Here is a 22,650-nt window from a genome sequence, read left to right on the forward strand (position 1 = left end):
TTATAAATTGATATAAATAGTGACATATTAAATGCTTACTTTATTGCGTTGATTACTGCAAAGCAGACAGTGATAACGTGCATACCCTATTTGTGGAGATTTAATGAGTAACTTAAGCTTGAGAAATAAACTTTTATTACTGGCTATTTTACCGTTGAGCTTGTTATTGATTAGCTTAATGGCCAGCTCGTACTATTTAGAATCGCAAAACCAGCAACAAAATTTTGAAACAATTAAATCTAAACTCATTAAAGACAAACACACGCTACTTGCCACTGAAGTGGAAATAGCAAGCAAGTTGGTACGCCATCAGTTAGATAACGGATCAACACAAAGTGTTAAAAATGTTCTTAGGGAGCTTACTTTTGGTGACGACGGTTACTTTTTTATTTACGACACACGTGGCGTTAGCGTGTTCCATGCCCTGTTAGGAAGTGCTATTGAGGGGCAAAATAAAATAGGGATGACAGACCCAAATGGTAAAAGAATAATTGTTGGATTATTAGAGCAAGCACGTAAAGGTGGCGGGGCATTTAATTACCATTTTCAAAAGCCAAATACCAACGGGTTAGTAGAGAAAATAGGCTATGCCGTAATGATACCAGGTACCGATTGGATGATTGGTACGGGTGCCTATATGGATGATATACAAACAGAGCTTGCAAATTATAAACAAACTATGCAATCGCATACTCGCGAAAAAATAACCACCTTGTTATTGATTGCCTTATTTTGGGTTGTGGTTAGCGTAGTGGGCGCACTTTTAGCGTCTAACGCTATGGTTAAACCTATCCAAATAATGGGCCAAAGCTTAGATGATATTGCTAAAGGTGAAGGCGACTTAACAAAACGCCTAGCTATACATACGCACGATGAAATAGGGCAGTTGGGCGAATCGTTTAATGTGTTTGTTAGCAAGCTGCAAAGCATTATAAGTAATGTGGCTGATGTTACTAATGATGTAAAAAACGCCTCAAGCGATATCAATTCGCAAACAAAACTGTTTGAAAATAAACTGCTTAATCATAACCACGAAACAGATTTAGTTGCCACAGCGATTACCGAAATGTCGGCTACTTCTCACGAAGTGGCTAAAAATACCACGCAAGTTGCTGAGTCTACTCATACGGCAACGCTAGAAGTGGCAAAAGCGCAAGAGTGCGTAGATATTTCACTAAGTGAAGTTTCCAACCTTATGGGCGAAATTAACCTAGCTGCTGATCAGGTAAATTCTTTAAGTGAGCAATCTAAAAAAATAGACAGTGTACTTAGTGTAATAGGTGGCATTGCCGAACAAACTAACTTGCTTGCACTTAACGCCGCCATAGAAGCCGCACGTGCCGGCGAGCAGGGTAGGGGTTTTGCCGTGGTGGCTGATGAAGTAAGGAGCTTAGCGAGTCGTACACAACTTAGTACCCATGAAATTAGTGAAATGCTAAGTGAATTACATAACTTAGTGGGCGCCGCGGTAAATGCCATGCAGGCGAGCCAAGCAAGTTGTAATCGCTCAGTTGAGTCATCGCGCGATATATCGCAAAGTTTAGGTGCTGTGACTACGTCGGTTACCACCATTAACGACATGAGTACGCAAATTGCAACCGCTGCAACAGAGCAAAGCTCAGTGACAGAAGAGATAAACCGTAATGTGTTTGCCATTCAAGAAATTGTTAATGAACTAACCCAAGCAAGTAAGGCCACCTCTGAGGTTAGCCAGCATTTAGCTGGGCGCGGTGAAAACTTAGGACAATTAATAGGGCAGTTTAAGGTTTAAAACGGTACTGCATAAACCACTACTAGCCGCAACTTATGTTGCGGCTTTTTATTTTAAATACAAAATGGTTTAGGGGAAGTTTACTTTTTGAGGTTGAATTTTTAGCAAGGTACTTTTATTTGGTAAAGCTGTGCTTATATTTTAAGGTTGCTGCACAGGCATAGGCGATAACGCAGTATTAACGCCAAACATGCCAGACCCTAGGTAGAACAAATTTTTATTTTTGAAAGTACGCTAACCCTAGGGAATTTTATTAATTATGTGTAGTCTATTACACGCATTTTGAATAAACAGAGTAACCCTTATATGCAACAAAGTATGCCTTCAGTACAAAACGCCGACCCCGAAACGCTCGTAGCAGAGCAAGACCTAGGCCGGTTGATATCGTTTTTACGTTCAAAAATTGCTACACACATTGATGCCCAACTCGATTGTATGGACTTAACCTCTGCGCAATATATTGTGGTAGTGCTATTAGCGCGTGGCTCAGTAAACACATTAGCCGGACTGAGCGATCATATGGTGTACGATAAAGGCGCAATGAGCCGTTTGTTAAAGCGTTTAGAAGAAAAAGACTTAATTGAAAAAACACAATGTGAGTTTGATAAGCGCTCTACACTTTTAAGTTTAAGTGATAAAGGCAAAGCGCTTTACCCGCAAATAATGCCCTTAGTAAATCAAGTGTACGAAAAAGCACTTAGCGGCTTTTCTGAAAATGAAAAACACAGCGTTATGGACTTACTAAACCGAGCAATAAACAACCTAGATACACCTTCATAAATCTCTAAAAAAGATTATCAACATTTTAGCGATACTGTTTCAATAAAAACTTAGCCTGCTAAGTACTAGATCTAATTGTGCGGCAAATCCAACTTTGCCAATATAGTTGCCTAGGCAATTAAAGTTATCATCTTGTTAGGTTTGTTATGATTGAAAATAAGTTGTTATCACAATTACAGCAGCAGTTTCCTGAACATGTATTTATGCAACAGTATTTAAGTGTTGTTCATAAAGGGCGTTTTGCGAACGCAATTGTATACAGGTACAAAGATGATACGTTTGACTTAATAGTAAAAGACTTTAGCCAAAGCCCGTGGTTTATTCGTAAAACCTTTGCCAAGCTTTCTGTAAATCAAGAATTTAAAGGGTTGAGCCGCTTAGCACAGCTTGATGCAGTTGCTAATCGGTTTAGCCGTTTATCGCCGATAGCGGTGGCGTATGACTACATAGAAGGCACGCCGCTTAGAAGCTTAATACACCAGGGTGAGACGTTGCCTGTTGAATTTTTTATTGAGCTTGAACGCCAAGTTGCAAAAATGCACCGCCTAGGCATTGTGCATTTAGATTTACGTAATATGGGCAATATATTATGTGGTAGCGATGGCAAGCCTTATATCATTGATTTTCAGTCAACCATTAGCTTTTCGCGCTTTGCGCGTTGGTTGCAACGTTTTATGCGCGGCTCTGACATGTCGGGCGTATATAAAGCGTGGGATAAGCTAAGTAGTACACCTTTGCCGCGTGCTAAGCAGCAGTATTTGCAGCGTTTTAACCATGTTCGTAAACGCTGGATATTTAAAGGCTACCCAATACAACGTGCATATGCATGGGGTACTGCAATGGTCACGCAGTTTGTGGACTCTGACCTAATACGTAACTTAACCGATAGATTTTAATTCCCCTTTTTCATTGTGTGACTTTGCCCATAACAGCTTAGCGTTATGGGCTTTTTTTGGTTAAAAATAAGGCCAATAATTTCTTTTTTAATTTTTAAAATAAACAGTAGTATCGCTGATGTTTTTGCCCCTACAATGCGCAAAAATAATGAGCGCAGTTTCAACCATCAAAGCTTAAAGCGTCTTAATAAGTTTAGGTTTTTTCTGCAATTTTTTATTGTTCAAGTAAACTATAAGCAATGTGCATTTTTAAATTTAAGGTTTCAAGATGATTGAGTATCCAGTCGACCAACTACCGCAGCTAATAAACGATTTATTACAATGCGAAACACACACGCAAAAAAGTCAGCTTTTAGCCGATGCACAGCTTAATTTATCTACTGAGCACCTATCGCTACTTTTTGAAGCCATCCCAAAAGAACAGCGTCTAGAAATTTGGCAGCTATTAGATAAAGACACGCAGCATGAAATATTCGTCACCCTGAGCGATGACAGCTGCTTATGGTTACTACAAACCTTAGATGATAGCGAGGCATACGCGCTATTAGATGAAGTGAATGTTGAAGAATTACTTGAGCTTGAAGAGGTTATTCCTGAGCGCTTTGTTGATTATGCTAAAAAGCAACTCGATGAAGCACAAACGAAACAATATGATCTTGCTCAGCAGTATCCGCCTGAGCAATTAGGTCACTGGGTTGGTTTCGACTTTCTAAAAATAACTGAAAAAGCAACAATTGCAGGCGTTAAAAAATTACTGCACAAAGGTTTGCCGCAATACAGCGAAGTTGTGTATTTAGTTAGCCGCCAAGGCAGCCTAATAGGTGAACTTGCAGTAAATGATTTAATAAAAGCCGATGAAGGCGATAACCTATTGGCGCTGGCAAACTATGATTTTTCATCATTGCATGCTGATGATGATTTATACGAAGCGGCAGAAGTGGTTATTCACAGTGAAAAAATGGCCATGCCGGTGGTTAATACCGATAACAAATTAGTCGGGCGTTTAACCATTAGCTCGGCATACGAACTACGCCAAGAAATTGCCGACGAAGCTGCTGCCAAAGCTGGTGGTTTACGCGAAGACGAAGACCTGTTTGCCAGTGTAAGAAAAAGTGCTAAAAACCGGGGAATTTGGCTGGGTATAAATTTAGCCACTGCGTTTTTAGCATCTTGGTTTATTGGCTTATTTGGCGCAACAATAGAGCAGGTTGTGGCACTGGCGGTACTTATGCCTGTGGTGGCCTCTATGGGCGGAATCGCCGGGAGTCAAACTTTAACGGTAATAGTGCGCGGTTTAGCGCTTGGCCAGGTAACCGACTCTAACCGCAATGCACTTTTAAAAAAGGAGCTACGGGTGGGGGCGGTGAACGGCTTAGTGTGGGCATTAGTGATTGGCGCGCTCACCTTTGTTTGGTTTAGCGACATAATGCTAAGCATTACAATTACCGTTGCTATATTGCTTAACTTAGTGGCTGCGTCGTTAGCTGGGGTTGTTATACCGTCTATTTTAGACAAAATGAAAATAGACCCTGCGCTTTCTGGCTCGGTAATATTAACCACGGTTACCGATATAGTTGGGTTTGTGACCTTTTTAGGGTTAGGCAGTTTATTACTGCTTTAAGCTATAAAACAACAAAGCCGCATTAAGCGGCTTTGTTTTTTATTAAGAAAGGTCGCGTTCTTTAATAGTAACCACCCGCTGCGGAAAGGGTATTTCTATCTCAGCGCTATTAATGGCTTTATAAACGCCTGCGTTAATAGCAAGCTTGGTTTCTATTATTTTGGTTGTAGGCACCCAATAGCGATAACTAATGGTTACGCCGCTATCGGCAAAGCGCTCTATGCCTACTTGAGAAATAGGGTTTTGAGCCACCTGATCATGAGCCTTTAACACTTCTTCAATAAGGCTAACAGCGGTATCAGCGCAGGCAGTATAAGCTATGTCTATTTCTCCTTTAACTAACGAGTAGCTAAACGAGTTGTGAATAATTTCACCCACTATGTGCTTGTTAGGAATAGTGATTTCTACTTTTTCTTCATCAATTAAAATGGTGTAACCCAGCTCAATTGTTTTTACTTGGCCGCTGACTCCTTTTACTTCAATGGTATCGCCTACCACAAAAGGGCGCGTGGCAATAATAGCAAGGCCTGCGCCATAGTTTGAAAGCATTCCTTGTAAGGCTAAACCCGCACCCAGAGAAGCAGCACCTATAGCCGCTACAAAGGGGGTAACACTAATGCCTATTTTGCCAAGCGCTATCACTACAACCATCACAATAAGCAATACTTTTACCACGTTACTGACAAAGCTGGTAAGCGTGATATCGACATTGTGACGAGCCATCAATTTAGCGACTAAATTTGAGAGTTTTTTAGCAACCCACAAACCTAGTATAAGAATAAAAACGGCACCCACAATTTGCATGCTGTAGGTAACTAAATACTCAGTGAGCATGGTGTAGTATTTTTCAAATTGTTCTATTTCAGAACTGATCATAGTGGGCTCTTTATATTGCGTAATTATTTTTTGCTAACTATAGCAAAGTGTTGACTAAAAAAGGATATAGCACGGGGACTATTATGGCGGTTAATAATGCGCTTAAAGCCATAGCAACCGAGGAAAACGCGCCTATTTTTGGGTGCTCGTCCAGTGCTGCTGAGGTGCCTATAGCATGGCACGCAGTTCCCATTGCTATTCCTTGAGCTTGCTGGTTATTAACACCTATCCACTTAATGAGCATTAACCCAAAGAGTGCACCTAGTAAGCCAATAAATATAACTAATGCTGCGGCAAGAGAGCTAATCCCCCCTAAGGACTCAGTAACTATTAATGAAATAGGCGTAGTTACACTTAATGCAGCTACGGAGGCGCTTAAATTGGCGGGTACATCAAATAAAATACTTAAAATAAAAGCCACCACAGTGGCGTTAATAATACCTAAGCTACAGGTGCTTACTATTAACAGTAGATTTTTTCTTACATGTATAAACTGCTGATACAAAGGTAAGGCCAGTGCCACTATAGCAGGCTCTAATAGCCAACTAAGTAGTTGGCTATGCCTAGAAAAATCAGCATAAGGTAATTTTAAATTAACAAGCACTAAGGCAATAATCGCAATACTTAAAAACACCGGGTTGGTGAGCGACTTTACTATGCTGTGCTGCCAGTGTTTATTAAACGCTCTTAATAATAAAAACAGCAACATAATAGCGGGAGTTGTTAAGTACCATAGCGTAAGGTGCAGCTCAGTCATTGTTATTTTTACCTTTAACATAGCCAACAACGCTGCTTACCAGTAAAAGCGTACTGGCAGGGACGAGCAAAATAACCAAAACCAAATAGGGCCAATGCAGCTTAATAAGTGCAATGTGCTCGATAAATCCTACCCCCGCGGGTATAAAAAATATTGGCATAATATTTAAAATAGGAGAGGCCGAGGGTTTAATATGGTGCTCTTTCACTACACCTAACAGTAATAAACTCAGTAAAATAACCATGCCAAGGAGCGGTGCAGGGAAGCTGCCACCAATTAAGTGCATTATTAATTTAGCACACCCTAAGCACAGTAAAATAATTGCACTGCTAAGCAAGTACTTCATGATAATGGCTCATTAATATAGAAAGAAATTAACGTTAGCAAATACGCACTATTATTAAATGCTAATTTAGTCTTACCAGCGCTTTGAATTTGCATAGCTTATATCTGTTTTCCCTTTTGCTTTGGCAATTGCTTTTTTAGTATTAGGATTGAGTAACAAGCGAATTTGGCTAAACGTTTCTTTAGCTAAAATTTGTCGTTGGTTTGTTGTGTAGCTTTTTTGAGTAACGCGCTTTATCGCTGCCAGTGTATCGGGGGAGCGTTCACGTAATATATTTAACATGCGCTGCGTGGCCTGTTCGGTATTGTCTGTAAGCTCTGTGACTAACCCCAGCTCGTAGGCCGTGTGTGCACTAATAGGATTGGCGTGGCTTGCCAGCCACAGTGCTTGGTCGCGCTTTAATAAACCAGCAAGCACTACATTAGCGCCCATATCGGGGCATAACCCCCAACGCGCTTCCATAATGGCCAGTTTTGCGTGGGTATCAACAATTCTGTAGTCGGCGCCCAACGCTATTTGTAGCCCACCCCCTAAACAATTTCCGTTTATTTGCGCAATCACAGGTACGCTTAACGATTGCCAGCCCAGTACCACTTTTTGCGCTAGGTTTTGATTGCCAGGTAGCCATTTTAGCAACAGCCTACCAATATTTAATGGTGAGGCCATCACTGCAGCCACATCAAGCCCTGAGCAAAAATGCTCACCATCACCTTTTATCACTACGGCGCGAACACTTTTATCTTTTTTTATACGTTTAATAGTGCTGTTTAATTGCATGAACATATCAAAGCTCAGTGCATTTTGTTTTTCTGCGCGGCTTAAAATAACGTTAGCAATGCCTTGTTGTATTTCTAGTTTTATCATTGCGCTCTCCTATTGTTATGTGTTTGAGCTTATGATGTACGCCTTACTAAGTAAAGTAACGGTTTGTTTTATAATAAAAAATAAATTGAATTATTTTTAACTTTTTTAGTCAAAGCACTTTGAATCTTATTTAAGCTTAACCGCGCATGAGCTGGTAACAAAAAAGTCATTATTTTTAGCTGTTTTTTCTCAAAACACAGATGAGTTTTGATATTATGTGCGCACTTAAAATGCATTGAGGTTTTACCCATGTCAGGCCCACGTTTATATAGCGAAGAAGAAGTTACCCATCAAGCGTACGATATTTTTTTAGAGCTGGCGCCAAATAATCTTAGCGAACAAGATGTTGAAGACTTTAACGAATACCGAGAAGAGCTTGGGTTTATTGAAGAAGGCGAGCCTGATGAGCAATGGCAAGACTTTGTAGCACTTGAAATAGAGCCGGAGTTATTTGTGCAAGTGCTAGTGGGGTTAGAGTTTGAAAACGAAGATGTGTTATTTGCAAAAATTTTAATTAGCCGTGATAAAGACGCGCCGTTTTGTCATATTTTGTGGAAAGAAACAGAGCACGCTGAGTAAGCAGTTTTGTTTGTATGTGCAAGAGAGTTTACCGTGCATAAGTATTTACTATTCGTGTTTTTAATAATGAGCAGCCGCTGTTGGGCTGTTGATCCATTTGAAGACTTTCATGAATATGGACAACTCTCTGATGAAGAAATTCACGAGCTACATAAAGGCGAAATGCTCTATGGCGATACGGAATTTGGCTTGATTTTAAGTAAGGGTAATACTAACTCTACCAGCTTTAAGTTTAGAGGGAATTTATACCAAGACTTCGAAAATTGGCGTAACCAATTTAAATTAGACACCTTGTATAAACGAGATCAGAACGACGATACAGGGCAAACCGATGTAACGGCAGACCGTATTTTTGTCTCTGCACAGGGTAACTACAAAGTGGGCGTTAAAAACTCTTCATTTTTTATTTACGGTGACTACGAAGAAGATAAATTTAGTGGCCTAGATTACAAAAGTACAGTGGCTACAGGCTATGGTGCCAGAGTTTACCAAGGTGTAAAAAATAAAGTAGATATTGATATTGGCCCAGGCTTATATCGCTCTGTCGCTGATGATGAATCAGAGGTAAGCGAAGAAGATGAAAACAAAACTGGTTATTTAGTACGTATTGCAATGCAGTGGGAGCGTTTGGTATCAAAGCGCACGCGCTTTAATCAAGATGTGAGTATTGAGCAGTCTTTGTCGGGGTTAAATTCGCGTTTGAAGTCAGAAACCGCTTTGATTAGCCAAGTCATAGGTGCGGTATCGTTAAAGTTTGCCTACATGTATCGTTATAATTCAAAACCTGAAGACGATAACCTTAAATACGACTCAGAATTAAGCGCCACGTTGGTGTACAGTTTTTAATAATAAAGAGAGCGTTATGTATCAGCATAAACAATATGCGGTGTTTATATTTTTTGTTTTAGCATGGATAGGCGGCTTTGTGGCGCTAGCCTGGAACTTAATGGGCGCCGATGTGCCATTAATGGTATTTGCCGGTGTATTGGTTTTAGTCGGCTTTTTGTTTCATGGCTTAACTGTAAAAGTTGACGAGCAAACAATTAGTTGGGCTTTTGGCCCTGGCGTTGCGGGGCAAAGATTAGCACTAGCTGACATAGTAGAGGCTAAAGCGGTGCAAAACTCTTACCGCCATGGTATTGGTATTCGTATTACGCATGATGGGTGGGTGTATTCTGTATCCGGGTTTAGCGCGCTACAGTTAACCTTAAAAGACGGTACTAAGTACCGAGTGGGAACAAACGATCAGCAAGGCTTATTACGTGCGCTTGAGGGTAAAATAACACCCAGTGAAACCCCTTTAGAGGAACCGGCGCCAATAAAAACCGCGACCTACAACAATATGTTATAAAAAAAAGCGCCTTAGGCGCTTTTTTTTATAAACGGCGGTATGATTAGTGATCGTGACCACAACCGCCTTCACCGTGCACGTGGCCGTGCGCAAGCTCTTCTTCGGTTGCTTCGCGCACCTCTAAAATTTCTACATCAAAATTAAGGGTAATACCCGAAAGCGGGTGGTTGCCATCAACTATAACATCTTCATCTTGAATCTCGATAATCATCACAGATTGATCACCATCATCAGTTGACGCTCTAAATTGCATACCCACTTCAATCTCCATGCCATCAAACATCGACTTAGGCACCGCTTGCATTAGGTTATCGTGACGTTCGCCGTAGCCTTCTTCAGGTTCTACTTTTACATTTAATGTATCACCGGCTTGCTTGCCTTGGAGTGCATTTTCAAGCCCTGGGATTAAGTAGCCTGTGCCAATAATAAAAACCAGTGGCTCGCCATCAAAAGAGTTATCAATGGTATTGCCATCGTTATCCAGTACTGAATAATGCATTTTTACTACTGTGTTTGGTGCAACGATCATAGTCATTCCTATTTATTCATCTTCAAGAGAGTAAGGTAGAGGCAGAATGCTTAGCTCTACCTGAGGGGTGTGCTTTGCACGAAGTACGTGTGTACTTGGTGTATCGTTTGGCAGCACAACAAGGCCAAATATGGTTTGGCTATTTTCGTTATAGCTTTGGGCAATTAGTTTACCAGCGCGGCGCCAGTTTTCGCCCACTTGGGTTTCAAGCTCAGGCTCTTCAAGTAGGCCATCGCTTTTACCTGTAACAATATACATAGCGCGTTTGTTTTTACCTAGGTACTTCATACGGGCAACCGTTTCTTGGCCGGTGTAACAGCCTTTTTTAAAACTAATGCCGTTAATCGCTTGAAGGTTTACCATTTGTGGTACGTATTCGCCAATGGCGTCACTATTTAATTGTGGCTCGCCCGCTTTTATAGCGGCTTCTTGCCATAGTGCGCAGTTATCTAATGTAGAGACATCATCTGGCATACTAAATTGGCTATCAACCATTAGTAAAACGCGATTTGGCGCTAACTTAAGGGCTTTACCACTTGGGAAATCACAGGCCGTTTGGTCATCAGAAAAACGAATATCAAGTTTTTCTAGCACTGGGGTTAAATCGTCACTGATCAACCCGATTAATCTGTTCGTAGAAACATCAATATCTACTTTGGCAAACACAGCGTATTTTTTTAGCTCACTGAGCGACTTCTCTACCTCAGGCTGTGAACCTGCTAAGTAGTAGCTATCTTGGTGAGAAAATAATTTAAATACACCCCACAACTTGCCTTTGGCACTGCAGTGACCAGCCCATAAATAATTGCTGTTAGATAGTTTATTGAGATCTTGAGTGATTTGTCCGTGAAGATAAGACAATTTATCCGCACCGGTTAGGCTAATAAGTTGGTGAGATAACGGACATGCATAAACGCTCGACATAAAAACCTTCTGTGCAATACAAATGAGTAGACATAATAACGCAGTTATAACCTAGGGTACAGCAACGAAGGCGGGCAGTTTTTTATTATTTGAACACAGATTAATAGCTGCTAATTAGGCGGGTATTTGTTAAACTCGGGACAATTAAGTATGAGGTTTAAAATGACTGAAATTCATAGTAAAGCACGTATACGCTGGGCTTGTCGCCGCGGCATGTTAGAGTTAGATGTTTTGTTTATGCCATTTGTAGAGCAGGCGTATGATTCGTTAAATGCACAGCAACAGGCTGTATTTCAGCGTTTGCTAACCCAAGAAGACCCTGATTTATTTGCATGGTTTATGGGCCATGAAGAATGTAAAGATGCTGAGCTTAATACCATGGTATCGCTAATTTTAGACCGAGTTCGTGTATAGGTTTACAGTAGTAAATAATAAAGCAGAACAGCGGCCAGTGGTGCTGTTTTTCTGCTTATTAAGTGTGGTATTGGGGCTTTATTTAAGCTCTTTTTTTAGCATTGTTGTTTGTATAACTGTAAATGCAATTGCGCTTTGCTGGGTATGGCAAAAAATAGTGGCCATTCACCCTGAAAGTGGCGTTATTATTTTAGAGCCTAAGCAAATACGCTTCGAAAACGAAAGTTTAAAAGTTCAGGGGCAAATAACCCCTAAAACAAAAATATTAAATACCAGTGTGTGGTTACACATTAAAGGTTTTAATAAACGCCAATGGCTTATTATTTCAGCTAATGGCGTAAATAAGCAAAGCTACGCACGTTTAAAGCGCGCAGCATTGATTGCCATTAATGGCGAGGTGGAATCAAAATAGTGGGTGTTGGGTTTTCATTTTGCTCAGGGTAGTCAATTGTATAGTGAAGGCCGCGGCTTTCTTTACGCTGCATTGCACTTCTAATTATCAGCTCGGCTACTTGTACTAAATTACGAAGCTCCAATAAGTTATTACTTACTCTAAAGTTTGCGTAATAATCATGTATTTCTTGTTGTAATAACTCAACACGGTGTAGTGCTCGCTCTAGGCGTTTAGTTGAGCGCACAATGCCTACATAATCCCACATAAATAACCGAAGTTCGTGCCAGTTATGGGTAATAACAATTTCTTCATCAGAATTACTGACTCGGCTTTCATCCCAGCTTGGCAGCGCAAGTGGTGCTGGCGCATGCTCAAGTTTACTTAAAATATCTTTTGCGGCAGCGTGAGCAAATACAATGCACTCTAATAATGAATTGCTCGCCATACGGTTAGCGCCGTGCAAACCCGTGTAGGCTACTTCGCCTACAGCATATAGGTTAGCTAAATCGGTTTTACCGTTAAAGTCGCTCATTACACCGCCACACGTATAATGCGCGGCAGGAACAACCGGGATGGCTTCTTTGGTTATATCAAGCCCTACACTTAAACACTTTGCGTAAATAGTAGGGAAGTGCTCAATGATAAAGTCTTTATCTTTGTGGCTAATATCTAGGTATACACAATTTGCACCTAAACGCTTCATTTCAAAGTCGATAGCACGGGCTACTATGTCGCGCGGTGCCAGCTCTTCTCTATCGTCAAAGTCTTTCATAAAGCGAGTGCCGTCGGGGCGCTTTAAATACGCTCCTTCACCGCGCATAGCTTCGGTAATTAAGAAGTTTTGTAGCTCTGGATGATAAAGGCTAGTGGGGTGAAATTGGTTAAATTCCATATTGGCTACCCTACAGCCTGCACGCCACGCCATGGCAATACCGTCACCGCTAGATACATCAGGGTTTGAAGTGTACAAATACACCTTGCTTGCCCCCCCTGTTGCGAGCGCTACAAATTTAGCGGAAATAGTTTCTACTTTTTTTGCTTTTTTATTCCACACGTACATGCCATGAATATGCGAACCCGGCTTACCTAAACTCTTATCACTAATCAAGTCGATGGCGTTGTATTGCTCGAGCAAGGTAATGTTTTTATGCGCTTTAACTTGGCTAATTAACGTGGTTTGTACGGCCCTACCAGTGGCATCAGCTGCATGTAAAATACGGCGATGGCTGTGTCCGCCTTCGCGGGTTAAATGAAAGCGCTCTTTTCCTTTGCTATCAAACTCCATATCAAAAGGAACGCCTTGCTCAATGAGCCATTGTAAACACTGATGCGCATTACTTGCAGTATAATGCACAGCTTCTCGGTCACATAAACCACCGCCGGCATCAAGGGTATCTTCAACATGTGATTCTATGCTGTCGTTTTTTTTATCAAATACTGCGGCAATCCCGCCTTGTGCATACAGTGTAGAGCCTTCGGTGAGGGCGCCTTTACTGATCACAGTAACATTACAATAGTTAGCTAAAGACAATGCAAGAGATAAGCCCGCCGCGCCGCTACCGATAATAGCGACATCAGCAATATGATGTTTATTTTGGTTCATGTCAGAGGTACTTTGCGGTTACAATGCTCAAATTAGAGCAATATTTGTTTTTAATAATGTAGTTGTATCATATTTGTCATATTACTACGTAGTGATTTTAATGGCTTAGCGCCGTTATTTACGACTATTTTATAAAAAAATAATATTAAGCAGAACTTTTTATTCATAAAGAGGTCAGAGTATTTGTGAACAATGGCGACACTATGAATAACCAGCAAGAATCAAACAGAGGAGTACCGGCTCGAATGAGCGAGCAGGAATTAGATTTAGCGCTTGTAAAAAGGGTCCAGCAAGGAGACAAAAACGCCTTCAACCTATTAGTAAAGAAGTATCAGAACAAAATTGCAGGGTTAATTTCACGTTATGTGTCTAACCAAGGCGATATTGCAGATGTAGCACAAGAGGCATTTATTAAGGCCTACCGTGCACTTCCAAACTTTAGAGGTGATAGTGCCTTTTATACGTGGTTATACCGTATTGCCGTTAATTGTGCTAAAAATTATTTAGTAGCTCAGGGCCGTAAACCGCCAGCAAACGATATAGACGCTGAAGATGCGGAGTTTTATGACGGTGCGGATTCGATGCGTTCAAACGCATCGCCTGAAAATTTACTGTTAAGCGACGAAGTACGCGCTGTTATTTTTAATACGATTGATAGTTTGCCTGAAGACCTTAAAACCGCGATTACCCTAAGAGAAATCGAAGGGATGAGCTATGAAGAAATAGCCGTGGTAATGGATTGCCCTGTTGGGACAGTACGTTCGCGTATTTTTAGAGCCCGAGAAGCAATAGATAATAAATTAAACCCATTAATAGGCGAGTCTTAGTATGACAAAAGCACACGTTAACAAGTTGGATAGCGAAACGTTATCAGCATTACTTGACGGCGAACAACACCTTGCAGAGGGTAAAATTTCTGATCAGGATGTTGCTACGTTTGGTCGATATGCGCTAATTGGTGATGCGATGCGTGCTCAAAAAAATAACAACGACATACACATCGATATAAGCGATAACATCGCCTTAGCACTTGAAAGTGAGCCTGTGTATGCCGATTTCACCCAATCGACAACAAATAACGCATCCGATACCGAGCACAGTGAAGCGCAGCAAGATAACAAAGTAGTGGCGTTTAATTGGCGCAAGCCGGTTGCACAACTTGCTATTGCTGCAAGCGTAGCTATGTTTGCCATTGTTGGCGTAAATACCTTGCCGCAAGGTGCGGGCGAGCAAGAAAGCGAAATTCCGCTTTTACAAACTACCCCATTAACAGGTATGGCGTCGCCGGTGAGTTATTCATCAGAACCTGCTCTTGAAAACGCTGAGCAAGGTTTACGCGAATTACAGCAACAACGCATTGGCGCGTTAGTTTTAGAGCATCAACGTCAAGCACGTGTTGCACACTCTTTGCAAACAGCGCAAAATAGTGACAAAGCGCAAGAGGAAAAAAACTAATTAAATGAAAGTAATCACTTTTGTTCTGTCGTTAGTATTAAGCTTTAATGTTTTTGCTAACGACACAAATCCCGCCAAAGATTTATTACTAAACATGGCGAATGCAGTGCATACCCGTAATTTTGACGCCTCTTTTGTGGTGGTAAAGGGTAAAGCCATGGAACCTTACCGTTGGGTGCATGCAAAGCAAGGTGAAACAGAGCTTGAGCATTTAAGTTTACTTAATGGCGCGGGCTTAGAAATGGTGAGAATTAACGACCAAGTAACCTACTTTGAACCGCAATCGCAGCCATATTCTATAAATACAGACTCCATTGCTGGGCCAATACCTGAAGTATTATTTAAAGATATTGAAGCGCTAAGCAGCCAATATGATTTTGTGCTAGGTGGTAAAGGCCGTATTGCAGGGCGAGCGGCGCAACTGGTGAGAATAGAATCAAAAGATGAATACAAATATAACTATTGGATTTGGCTTGATACAGAGTCATCGCTGTTATTAAAAGCCGCTTATGTTAACCACAAAGGTGAAGCATTAGAACAGCTACAGTTAACCCATATTAGCGTAACAGAGCAACCAGCACCGATGATTTTAGAAGTGCTCAACCGTAATTTTCCAACGCCGTTACCAGGTAACGCACTGGAAGGTGAAAAAAGTAATGCCACAAACTGGCGCATTGGTTGGTTACCTAATGGCTTTAAATTACTAAAATCAGACCGCCATAAACTTGATTTAAATAACGAACTTACTGACTATTATTTATATTCTGATGGGTTTGTGGAAATTTCTGTTTTTGTACAGCGCCCCCTACCAGGTCGCCGCTTAAGCGGATCATTAACTTCTGGCGCAACGACAATTTATGTGCATAATGGCGGAAACTTTGATGTATCCGTTGTTGGTAATGTGCCAAGCCAAACCGCAAAGGCAATTGCTGAGTCAGTGACTCGCGCATTATAAACAATTCGTAAGGGTTGTTATGATTGAACAAACACTTACAGTGGTTGCCCTAGATGGCACCACTGCCCACTTAGAAGCCCAGCAAAAAAAAGCCTGCGAAGGGTGTAATGGTCGCTGTGGCTCGCAAGTCTTTGCCAAACTCTTTGGTAGCGATAAAAAAACCTTTCCATATCAATTTGATATTCCTGTAGAAGTGGGCCAAAAAGTAACGCTCTCATTAGATGATTCGCATTTAGTCAAACATGCTTTTGCTGTATACATGCTGCCTTTATTTTTAGGATTAACGCTTGCATTTATTAGTGCCGAATTACTACTTTTAGCGCAGGGATGGCAAATATTATTCGCCGCTTTGGGCGGTGTAGGTGGTTACTTTTTAGCTAAAAGCAAAGTAAAAACACTCAGGCATGATGTAAAAGTGATAAAAATTCATCCAATTAGCCTTCCTTTAACGCAAATAGATGGTGATTGAGGCCAATTAAATGTAAAATTGCCGTTTTATACCAGAGTAACTTGGAAATACAGGGTAAAAAGGCAATCAAAAATTTGATTATCTAAAGCGCATTTAGCCATTTATATAGCACTTATACCCAATAAGTATTTTCAAGTCACTCAGGTGTTCGTACTTAGCCTATTAAAATAGAAGTTTAGAATCCAGTTTATGAAGCATATCCGTAATTTTTCGATCATCGCCCATATTGACCATGGTAAATCGACCCTTTCAGATCGTTTGATCCAGGTTTGTGGTGGCTTAACAGACCGCGAAATGCAAAAGCAAGTGTTAGATTCAATGGACATCGAGCGTGAGCGCGGTATTACCATTAAAGCGCAAAGTGTAACGCTTAACTACACAGCTAACGATGGCGAAACCTACCAACTTAACTTTATCGATACACCAGGGCACGTTGACTTTACTTATGAAGTTTCTCGCTCTTTAGCGGCATGTGAAGGTGCGCTTTTAGTTGTTGATGCCGGACAAGGTGTTGAAGCACAAACGCTGGCAAACTGTTATACCGCCATCGAAATGGATTTAGAAGTAATCCCTGTTTTAAATAAAATAGATTTACCGCAAGCCGATCCGCTTCGTGTAGCAGAAGAAATTGAAGACATTATTGGTATTGATGCCCTAGATGCTGTGCAATGTAGTGCAAAAACTGGTGTTGGTATTGCTGAAGTACTTGAAATGATTGTAAAGGATATCCCACCACCGGTAGGTGAAAAAGATCAACCTTTGCAGGCGCTTATTATTGACTCGTGGTTTGACCCATACCAAGGTGTTGTATCACTAGTGCGTATTAAGCACGGTGAACTACGTGCCGGCGACAAAATAAAAATAATGTCGAACGAGCAAGTACATACAGCTGATCACGTGGGTATTTTTACCCCTAAACAAACCAACACAGGTATTTTACGTACCGGCGAAGTAGGGTTTGTTATTGCCGGTATTAAAGAAATACACGGCGCCCCAGTGGGCGATACGATTACGCATCAAAAAAATGCGGCACCAGGGCGTTTACCAGGCTTTCAAAAAATTAAGCCGCAAGTATATGCAGGTATGTTCCCAATTGCCTCTGATGATTATGAATCGTTTCGCGATGCACTTAATAAACTAAGCTTAAATGATGCGTCGTTATTTTTTGAACCTGAAAATTCAACAGCACTGGGTTTTGGTTTCCGCTGTGGCTTTTTAGGTATGCTACACATGGAAATTATTCAAGAGCGTTTAGAGCGTGAATACGATATTGATTTAATTACCACGGCACCTACTGTAATCTACGAAGTAGTAACCAAAGAAGGTACGAGTCAAATTGATAACCCGTCTGACTTACCGGCGGTTAATGATATTGTTGAAATACGCGAACCAGTAGTAGAGGCAAACATACTTGTACCGCAAGAGTTTTTAGGTAGCGTTATTACTTTGTGTGTAGAAAAACGTGGTATGCAAACTAAAATGAGTTATCACGGCAAACAAGTCGCTGTAACTTATGAGCTACCTATGGCTGAAGTGGTTATGGACTTTTTTGATAAATTAAAGTCAACCAGTCGTGGTTTTGCATCGCTTGATTACAACTTTAAGCACTTTCAAACATCAGACATGGTACGTGTTGATATACTTATCAATGGTGAACGTGTTGATGCACTCGCTATAATTGTTCACCGCGACAGTGCACAATCACGCGGCCGCCAACTTGCTGATGCGTTAAAAGAGCTTATTCCGCGCCAAATGTTTGATATTGCGATTCAAGCTGCAATAGGACAACATGTTATTGCCCGTACCACGGTTAAGCAATTACGTAAAAATGTAATCGCTAAGTGTTACGGTGGTGACGTGAGTCGTAAGAAAAAGCTACTGCAAAAGCAAAAAGATGGTAAAAAACGAATGAAGCAATTGGGTAACGTAGAAGTACCGCAAGAAGCGTTTCTAGCTATTTTGAAAGTTGGTAAATAAAAACAAAGGATTATAGATGGCTGGTTATTTCTCAGTTTTATTGGTGTTATTAACGTTAGGCTCAGGTTTAATATGGTTAATTGACCACCTAATGTATGCGCCAAAAAGGCAAGAGCGTTTGGCGCTTGCCCAAACATCTGCCGGTGGCCAGCTTGATGAAGAAACAGCGGCGTTAATTGCACCTGAGCCGGCAATTACAGAAACTGCAAAATCGATTTTTCCGATGATTGCAGCTATTACTATTTTTAGGTCGTTTATTTTTGAGCCTTTTCAAATACCGTCAGGTTCAATGATGCCAACCCTGTTGGTGGGCGACTTTATTTTAGTACAAAAGTACTCGTACGGGATTAAAGACCCGGTATGGCGTAGCCAGCTTGTAGATATAGGCGAGCCTGAACGCGGCGATATTGTTGTTTTTAAATACCCGTTAGATGAGCGAGTAGATTATATAAAACGTGCTATTGGTTTACCGGGCGATAAAATTGTTTATCGTGATAAGCGTTTATATATTCAACCTAATTGTAAAGAAGGCGAGACCCAGCAGGGTGACCTACTTTGTAATGAGTTTAATAAAATTGATTTTAAATTAATTAACGATAATGAGTTTAAACAAGGCCAAATGTCGCTTGCCCGAGTAAATGAAGATTTAACGACACTCAAGCACGACATTTTAATCAACCCACGCGCACCTGAACGTAAAGGGCGTTACTATCAGCAACCAGGGACTCCTTCGGATGAATGGACTGTACCAGCTGATCATTATTTTATGATGGGTGATAACCGCGACAACAGCCAAGATAGTCGCTTTTGGGGCTTTGTACCAAAAGAAAACTTGGTGGGTAAAGCTGTCTTTATATGGATGAGTTTTGAATTTGAGAATGGCCCAGATGATGTTTTACCAGGATGGGTTCCAACTGGTGTTCGTTTTGAACGCCTAGGTAATATTCAGTAACAATGAAAAAAAATGTAACAGAATTATATAAACGAATTGGCTACGAATTTGCTGATCAAGGTTTACTTGAACAGGCAATGACGCACCGCAGTCATAAAGGTCAACACAACGAACGCTTAGAGTTTTTAGGCGATTCAATTTTGAGCTTTGTTATTGCCAATGCTTTGTACGACAAATTTCCAAAAGCGCGTGAAGGCGATTTAAGCCGTATGCGCTCTACGCTTGTGCGTGGCCAAACACTTGCTGAATTTGGGCTAGAGTTTGGTTTAGGTGACTACTTGCGCCTTGGGCCGGGTGAGTTAAAAAGCGGTGGTTTTCGTCGTGAATCAACATTAGCTGATGCTGTAGAAGCCATTATAGGGGCTGTGTTTTTAGACTCAAACATAGACCGCTGTGGCGAGCTGATTTTAGCGTGGTACGAATCTCGACTTGATGCTATTTCACCAGGGCTTAATCAAAAAGATCCTAAGACCCTGCTGCAAGAGTATCTACAAGCGCGTAAGTTATCTTTACCGGGCTACACCGTTGTTGATACCAAAGGTCAAGCGCACAATCAAACGTTCACGGTTGAATGTATAGTTGAAGGTATGGATAGCATTATTTCTGTTGGTAGCTCGCGCCGTAAAGCCGAACAAAAAGCTGCCGAAAAAGCATTGAAGATACTAAAAAATGAATCTTGATACCTTAATACAGCCTCATGAAGGTGATATTGATACGTTTTGTGGCATGGTTGCCATTGTTGGCCGCCCTAATGTAGGTAAATCAACATTGCTTAATGAAATCATTGAGCAAAAAGTAAGTATTACCTCGCGCAAGCCACAAACAACTCGCCACCGTATTATGGGTATTCATACAGAAGGGCAACACCAAGCTGTTTATATTGATACGCCGGGCTTACACGTTGAAGAAAAGCGCGCTATTAACCGCTTAATGAACCGTGCTGCATCGAGTTCAATTGGTGATGTAGAGCTTATTATTTTTGTTGTTGAGGGCACTCACTGGAATGCCGATGACGAAATGGTACTTAATAAAGTATCGCAAAGTGGTAAGCCTGTTTTACTTGTTATTAATAAAATAGACCAAGTAAAAGACCGCGATTTAGTATTACCGCATATGAAGATGCTTGGCGACAAATTTGATTTTGTGGGCATTATGCCGGTATCGGCAACGCAAGGTAAAAACGTTGATTTAATTAAAGCCGAAGTGACTAAACGCTTACCACCGTGCGAATTTTACTTTCCTGATGACTATGTAACCGACCGCTCAATGCGTTTTATGGCGGCAGAAGTTATTCGTGAAAAGCTAATGCGCTTTATGGGTGAAGAGCTGCCGTATTCTGTTACTGTAGAAATTGAGCAGTTTAAATGGCAAGAAAACGGTGTTTGGCATATCAATGGGTTAATTCTTGTTGAGCGTGAAACCCAAAAACGCATGGTAATAGGTAACAAAGGCGAAAAGCTTAAAGTGATTGGCCGTGAAGCCCGTAAAGACCTTGAAGAAATGCTCGATAACAAAGTGTTTTTAGAGCTTTGGGTTAAAGTTAAATCGGGTTGGGCAGATGATGAACGTGCCTTAAGAAGTTTAGGCTATGGCGAAGATTAACCTGCATTTAACCAACTAATATGGATAGCGACTTCTACACAGCGTACCTATTACATCGGCGTCCTTATAGCGACTCCCAAGTAATGCTCGATATGCTGGTAGAAGGCGTAGGCCAGCTTAGAATGCTAGCCAGAGTGAGTGGTCGCCAGGCCACTAAACACAAAGCACAATTACAGCCTTTTCAGGCACTGCTTGTTCATTACAGTGGCAAGTACGATTTAAAATACATTAATAAATTTGAGCTACATGGTAATCCTTTATATTTAACAAAGGATAAGCTTTACTGTGGCTTTTATTTAAATGAGCTGACTAACCGCATTGTGCCGGTAAACGAGCCACTTGAACAAGTGTTTGAGCTCTACAAAACTCACCTAGAGAACTTAAATAGCGATGTCGATTTACAATCGGTGCTGCGCTCATACGAATTTCAACTATTAGAGTTGTTGGGCTATGGCGTCGACTTTAGCTTTGATGCCAGTGGTGAGCCAATTGATGAAAGACAAACGTATAGTTACTTTCCTGAGTTGGGTTTTTTGATGCAACAAGATACGCGCTCAGGGTTTAGCGGCGCGCAGCTCAAAGCGATTGCTAATCATGATTTTAGCCAAAGCGATGTACTCTATATGGCAAAACAATTAAGCCGTTATTTACTAAAACCTTTACTGGGTAATAAACCATTAAAAAGCCGTGAATTATTTATGGCCTCTCAATAAACATATTTTACAGGTAACAAAATGAAAGACATTCTTTTAGGCGTAAACGTTGATCATATTGCAACGCTTCGCCAAGCGCGTGGCACATCATACCCAGACCCAGCACATGCAGCCAGTGTGGCAGAGCACGCCGGTGCAGATGGTATTACTATTCATTTGCGTGAAGACCGTCGCCATATTCAAGACCGCGATGTATACGTAATGGCTAAAACGATTCAAACGCGTATGAATCTTGAAACAGCGGTTACAGATGAAATGATTAACATTGCCCTTGAAGTACAGCCTGAGTACGTATGTTTAGTACCTGAAAAACGTGAAGAGCTTACGACCGAAGGCGGCCTAGATGTGGCTGGTAACGTAGATAAAATTAAAGCAGCCACTAAAACACTGACTGATGCGGGTATTAAAGTGTCATTATTTATTGATGCCGATAAAGCACAGTTAGATGCAGCTAAAGCGTGTGGTGCACCGTATGTAGAAATTCATACCGGCGCGTATGCAGATGCCACTAATGATGAAGATTTACACAAAGAGCTTGAGCACATACGAGAGGGTGTAAAATACGCGGCGAGCTTAGGCTTAATTGTAAATGCAGGGCATGGCCTTCATTATCATAACGTAAAACCAATTGCTGCAATGCCTGAAATTTATGAGCTTAACATTGGCCACGCTATTATTGCGCGCGCAGCTATTGATGGCCTTGAAAAAGCAGTACGCGACATGAAACGCCTCATGATTGAGGCAAGGTTATAAATTTAACCCCACGGTGGCACCATTTCATAGAAATACTTAATTAAGTAAAATGGTATTAAAACCTGTTAA

General features: G+C 41.1%; 26 protein-coding genes. 19 read left to right on the forward strand and 7 right to left on the reverse strand.

Annotated elements, in window-relative coordinates; all coding sequences use genetic code 11:
• Nucleotides 1-103 precede the first annotated feature (103 nt).
• The 4 genes from SJY38_RS02705 (at nt 104) to SJY38_RS02720 (ending at nt 5,068) form a co-directional block, all read left to right on the forward strand.
• Nucleotides 104-1,771, forward strand: coding sequence for a methyl-accepting chemotaxis protein (locus SJY38_RS02705; RefSeq protein WP_377109263.1), 1,668 nt, complete (start codon nt 104-106; stop codon nt 1,769-1,771).
• Nucleotides 1,772-2,077: 306 nt separating this feature from the next.
• On the forward strand, nt 2,078-2,551 hold the full coding sequence (locus SJY38_RS02710) for a MarR family winged helix-turn-helix transcriptional regulator (RefSeq protein WP_052026274.1): 474 nt from the start codon (nt 2,078-2,080) through the stop codon (nt 2,549-2,551).
• A gap of 146 nt (nt 2,552-2,697) precedes the next feature.
• Nucleotides 2,698-3,447 (forward strand): serine/threonine protein kinase, encoded by a 750-nt coding sequence (locus tag SJY38_RS02715; RefSeq protein ID WP_377109264.1) that lies wholly within the window; start codon nt 2,698-2,700, stop codon nt 3,445-3,447.
• Between the two features lie 268 nt (nt 3,448-3,715).
• Entirely contained in the window at nt 3,716-5,068 is a 1,353-nt protein-coding gene (locus SJY38_RS02720; protein WP_024033089.1) for a magnesium transporter, read from the forward strand.
• Nucleotides 5,069-5,110: 42 nt separating this feature from the next.
• Here SJY38_RS02720 and SJY38_RS02725 read toward each other — a convergent pair whose 3' ends face one another.
• The 4 genes from SJY38_RS02725 to SJY38_RS02740 all read right to left on the reverse strand — a co-directional run bounded on the left by SJY38_RS02725 (nt 5,111) and on the right by SJY38_RS02740 (nt 7,911).
• Nucleotides 5,111-5,944: a mechanosensitive ion channel family protein gene (locus tag SJY38_RS02725; RefSeq protein WP_029774567.1), complete on the reverse strand. Its 834-nt coding sequence runs from the start codon at nt 5,942-5,944 to the stop codon at nt 5,111-5,113.
• Between the two features lie 37 nt (nt 5,945-5,981).
• Complete coding sequence (locus SJY38_RS02730) at nt 5,982-6,701, reverse strand: LrgB family protein (RefSeq protein WP_377109265.1); 720 nt, start codon at nt 6,699-6,701, stop codon at nt 5,982-5,984.
• Nucleotides 6,694-7,047, reverse strand: coding sequence for a CidA/LrgA family protein (locus SJY38_RS02735; protein WP_004586211.1), 354 nt, complete (start codon nt 7,045-7,047; stop codon nt 6,694-6,696). The genes SJY38_RS02730 and SJY38_RS02735 overlap by 8 nt, the downstream gene beginning before the upstream one ends.
• Nucleotides 7,048-7,119: 72 nt before the next feature.
• A complete protein-coding gene (locus SJY38_RS02740; protein ID WP_096041279.1) occupies nt 7,120-7,911 on the reverse strand; it encodes a crotonase/enoyl-CoA hydratase family protein in 792 nt (263 codons plus the stop codon).
• Nucleotides 7,912-8,160: 249 nt separating this feature from the next.
• Between SJY38_RS02740 and SJY38_RS02745 the strand changes: the two genes are divergently transcribed.
• The 3 genes from SJY38_RS02745 (at nt 8,161) to SJY38_RS02755 (ending at nt 9,841) form a co-directional block, all read left to right on the forward strand.
• Entirely contained in the window at nt 8,161-8,490 is a 330-nt protein-coding gene (locus SJY38_RS02745; protein ID WP_004586214.1) for an HI1450 family dsDNA-mimic protein, read from the forward strand.
• A gap of 66 nt (nt 8,491-8,556) precedes the next feature.
• Complete coding sequence (locus SJY38_RS02750) at nt 8,557-9,336, forward strand: DUF481 domain-containing protein (protein WP_377110193.1); 780 nt, start codon at nt 8,557-8,559, stop codon at nt 9,334-9,336.
• Between the two features lie 16 nt (nt 9,337-9,352).
• Entirely contained in the window at nt 9,353-9,841 is a 489-nt protein-coding gene (locus SJY38_RS02755) for a hypothetical protein (RefSeq protein ID WP_004586216.1), read from the forward strand.
• A 43-nt stretch (nt 9,842-9,884) separates the two neighbouring features.
• Here the strand turns inward: SJY38_RS02755 and SJY38_RS02760 are convergent, their stop codons facing one another.
• Nucleotides 9,885-10,370, reverse strand: a complete 486-nt coding sequence (locus tag SJY38_RS02760; protein ID WP_004586217.1) for a peptidylprolyl isomerase — start codon at nt 10,368-10,370, stop codon at nt 9,885-9,887.
• A 12-nt stretch (nt 10,371-10,382) separates the two neighbouring features.
• The gene (locus SJY38_RS02765; RefSeq protein ID WP_256851215.1) at nt 10,383-11,294 is read right to left on the reverse strand and encodes a folate-binding protein YgfZ; all 912 of its coding nucleotides are present in this window, start codon (nt 11,292-11,294) and stop codon (nt 10,383-10,385) included.
• A gap of 162 nt (nt 11,295-11,456) precedes the next feature.
• Here SJY38_RS02765 and SJY38_RS02770 point away from each other — a divergent pair, with 162 nt between their 5' ends.
• The gene (locus SJY38_RS02770) at nt 11,457-11,708 is read left to right on the forward strand and encodes a succinate dehydrogenase assembly factor 2 (protein WP_004586219.1); all 252 of its coding nucleotides are present in this window, start codon (nt 11,457-11,459) and stop codon (nt 11,706-11,708) included.
• Nucleotides 11,701-12,120, forward strand: coding sequence for a hypothetical protein (locus SJY38_RS02775; RefSeq protein WP_085065394.1), 420 nt, complete (start codon nt 11,701-11,703; stop codon nt 12,118-12,120). The genes SJY38_RS02770 and SJY38_RS02775 overlap by 8 nt, the downstream gene beginning before the upstream one ends.
• Here SJY38_RS02775 and nadB read toward each other — a convergent pair.
• Nucleotides 12,095-13,705, reverse strand: coding sequence for an L-aspartate oxidase (gene nadB / locus SJY38_RS02780; protein WP_377109266.1), 1,611 nt, complete (start codon nt 13,703-13,705; stop codon nt 12,095-12,097). The two genes, SJY38_RS02775 and nadB, sit on opposite strands and share 26 nt — an antisense overlap.
• A gap of 245 nt (nt 13,706-13,950) precedes the next feature.
• Here nadB and rpoE point away from each other — a divergent pair, with 245 nt between their 5' ends.
• The 10 genes from rpoE to pdxJ all read left to right on the forward strand — a co-directional run bounded on the left by rpoE (nt 13,951) and on the right by pdxJ (nt 22,581).
• Complete coding sequence (rpoE, locus tag SJY38_RS02785; protein ID WP_004586222.1) at nt 13,951-14,532, forward strand: RNA polymerase sigma factor RpoE; 582 nt, start codon at nt 13,951-13,953, stop codon at nt 14,530-14,532.
• Between the two features lies 1 nt (nt 14,533).
• Nucleotides 14,534-15,160, forward strand: coding sequence for a sigma-E factor negative regulatory protein (locus SJY38_RS02790; protein WP_273588793.1), 627 nt, complete (start codon nt 14,534-14,536; stop codon nt 15,158-15,160).
• A gap of 4 nt (nt 15,161-15,164) precedes the next feature.
• Nucleotides 15,165-16,115 (forward strand): MucB/RseB C-terminal domain-containing protein, encoded by a 951-nt coding sequence (locus tag SJY38_RS02795; protein ID WP_273587472.1) that lies wholly within the window; start codon nt 15,165-15,167, stop codon nt 16,113-16,115.
• Between the two features lie 19 nt (nt 16,116-16,134).
• Nucleotides 16,135-16,584 (forward strand): SoxR reducing system RseC family protein, encoded by a 450-nt coding sequence (locus SJY38_RS02800; RefSeq protein ID WP_377109267.1) that lies wholly within the window; start codon nt 16,135-16,137, stop codon nt 16,582-16,584.
• A gap of 189 nt (nt 16,585-16,773) precedes the next feature.
• On the forward strand, nt 16,774-18,561 hold the full coding sequence (gene lepA, locus SJY38_RS02805) for a translation elongation factor 4 (protein WP_377109268.1): 1,788 nt from the start codon (nt 16,774-16,776) through the stop codon (nt 18,559-18,561).
• A gap of 16 nt (nt 18,562-18,577) precedes the next feature.
• Complete coding sequence (gene lepB / locus SJY38_RS02810; protein WP_064385224.1) at nt 18,578-19,513, forward strand: signal peptidase I; 936 nt, start codon at nt 18,578-18,580, stop codon at nt 19,511-19,513.
• Between the two features lie 2 nt (nt 19,514-19,515).
• Complete coding sequence (rnc, locus tag SJY38_RS02815) at nt 19,516-20,193, forward strand: ribonuclease III (RefSeq protein ID WP_004586228.1); 678 nt, start codon at nt 19,516-19,518, stop codon at nt 20,191-20,193.
• A complete protein-coding gene (era, locus tag SJY38_RS02820) occupies nt 20,183-21,115 on the forward strand; it encodes a GTPase Era (protein WP_004586229.1) in 933 nt (310 codons plus the stop codon). Before rnc ends, era begins: the two co-directional genes overlap by 11 nt.
• 20 nt (nt 21,116-21,135) lie before the next feature.
• A complete protein-coding gene (gene recO, locus SJY38_RS02825; RefSeq protein ID WP_024033080.1) occupies nt 21,136-21,828 on the forward strand; it encodes a DNA repair protein RecO in 693 nt (230 codons plus the stop codon).
• Nucleotides 21,829-21,849: 21 nt separating this feature from the next.
• Complete coding sequence (gene pdxJ, locus SJY38_RS02830) at nt 21,850-22,581, forward strand: pyridoxine 5'-phosphate synthase (protein WP_377109269.1); 732 nt, start codon at nt 21,850-21,852, stop codon at nt 22,579-22,581.
• Nucleotides 22,582-22,650 lie beyond the last annotated feature (69 nt).

Source organism: Pseudoalteromonas sp. R86517, from assembly GCF_042466295.1.
GTDB classification, from domain to species: domain Bacteria; phylum Pseudomonadota; class Gammaproteobacteria; order Enterobacterales; family Alteromonadaceae; genus Pseudoalteromonas; species Pseudoalteromonas atlantica.

Coding starts and splice junctions, on each gene's coding strand:
- SJY38_RS02750 (WP_377110193.1), top strand. CDS start 8,557: ATGAGCAGCCGCTGTTGGGCTGTTGATCCATTTGAAGACTTTCATGAA.
- rpoE (WP_004586222.1), top strand. CDS start 13,951: ATGAGCGAGCAGGAATTAGATTTAGCGCTTGTAAAAAGGGTCCAGCAA.
- rnc (WP_004586228.1), top strand. CDS start 19,516: ATGAAAAAAAATGTAACAGAATTATATAAACGAATTGGCTACGAATTT.
- SJY38_RS02710 (WP_052026274.1), top strand. CDS start 2,078: ATGCAACAAAGTATGCCTTCAGTACAAAACGCCGACCCCGAAACGCTC.
- pdxJ (WP_377109269.1), top strand. CDS start 21,850: ATGAAAGACATTCTTTTAGGCGTAAACGTTGATCATATTGCAACGCTT.
- SJY38_RS02800 (WP_377109267.1), top strand. CDS start 16,135: ATGATTGAACAAACACTTACAGTGGTTGCCCTAGATGGCACCACTGCC.
- SJY38_RS02760 (WP_004586217.1), bottom strand. CDS start 10,370: ATGATCGTTGCACCAAACACAGTAGTAAAAATGCATTATTCAGTACTG.
- SJY38_RS02745 (WP_004586214.1), top strand. CDS start 8,161: ATGTCAGGCCCACGTTTATATAGCGAAGAAGAAGTTACCCATCAAGCG.
- SJY38_RS02730 (WP_377109265.1), bottom strand. CDS start 6,701: ATGACTGAGCTGCACCTTACGCTATGGTACTTAACAACTCCCGCTATT.
- SJY38_RS02765 (WP_256851215.1), bottom strand. CDS start 11,294: ATGTCGAGCGTTTATGCATGTCCGTTATCTCACCAACTTATTAGCCTA.
- SJY38_RS02720 (WP_024033089.1), top strand. CDS start 3,716: ATGATTGAGTATCCAGTCGACCAACTACCGCAGCTAATAAACGATTTA.
- SJY38_RS02770 (WP_004586219.1), top strand. CDS start 11,457: ATGACTGAAATTCATAGTAAAGCACGTATACGCTGGGCTTGTCGCCGC.
- SJY38_RS02790 (WP_273588793.1), top strand. CDS start 14,534: ATGACAAAAGCACACGTTAACAAGTTGGATAGCGAAACGTTATCAGCA.
- SJY38_RS02755 (WP_004586216.1), top strand. CDS start 9,353: ATGTATCAGCATAAACAATATGCGGTGTTTATATTTTTTGTTTTAGCA.
- lepB (WP_064385224.1), top strand. CDS start 18,578: ATGGCTGGTTATTTCTCAGTTTTATTGGTGTTATTAACGTTAGGCTCA.
- recO (WP_024033080.1), top strand. CDS start 21,136: ATGGATAGCGACTTCTACACAGCGTACCTATTACATCGGCGTCCTTAT.
- SJY38_RS02795 (WP_273587472.1), top strand. CDS start 15,165: ATGAAAGTAATCACTTTTGTTCTGTCGTTAGTATTAAGCTTTAATGTT.
- era (WP_004586229.1), top strand. CDS start 20,183: ATGAATCTTGATACCTTAATACAGCCTCATGAAGGTGATATTGATACG.
- SJY38_RS02735 (WP_004586211.1), bottom strand. CDS start 7,047: ATGAAGTACTTGCTTAGCAGTGCAATTATTTTACTGTGCTTAGGGTGT.
- lepA (WP_377109268.1), top strand. CDS start 16,774: ATGAAGCATATCCGTAATTTTTCGATCATCGCCCATATTGACCATGGT.
- SJY38_RS02715 (WP_377109264.1), top strand. CDS start 2,698: ATGATTGAAAATAAGTTGTTATCACAATTACAGCAGCAGTTTCCTGAA.
- SJY38_RS02705 (WP_377109263.1), top strand. CDS start 104: ATGAGTAACTTAAGCTTGAGAAATAAACTTTTATTACTGGCTATTTTA.
- nadB (WP_377109266.1), bottom strand. CDS start 13,705: ATGAACCAAAATAAACATCATATTGCTGATGTCGCTATTATCGGTAGC.
- SJY38_RS02725 (WP_029774567.1), bottom strand. CDS start 5,944: ATGATCAGTTCTGAAATAGAACAATTTGAAAAATACTACACCATGCTC.
- SJY38_RS02740 (WP_096041279.1), bottom strand. CDS start 7,911: ATGATAAAACTAGAAATACAACAAGGCATTGCTAACGTTATTTTAAGC.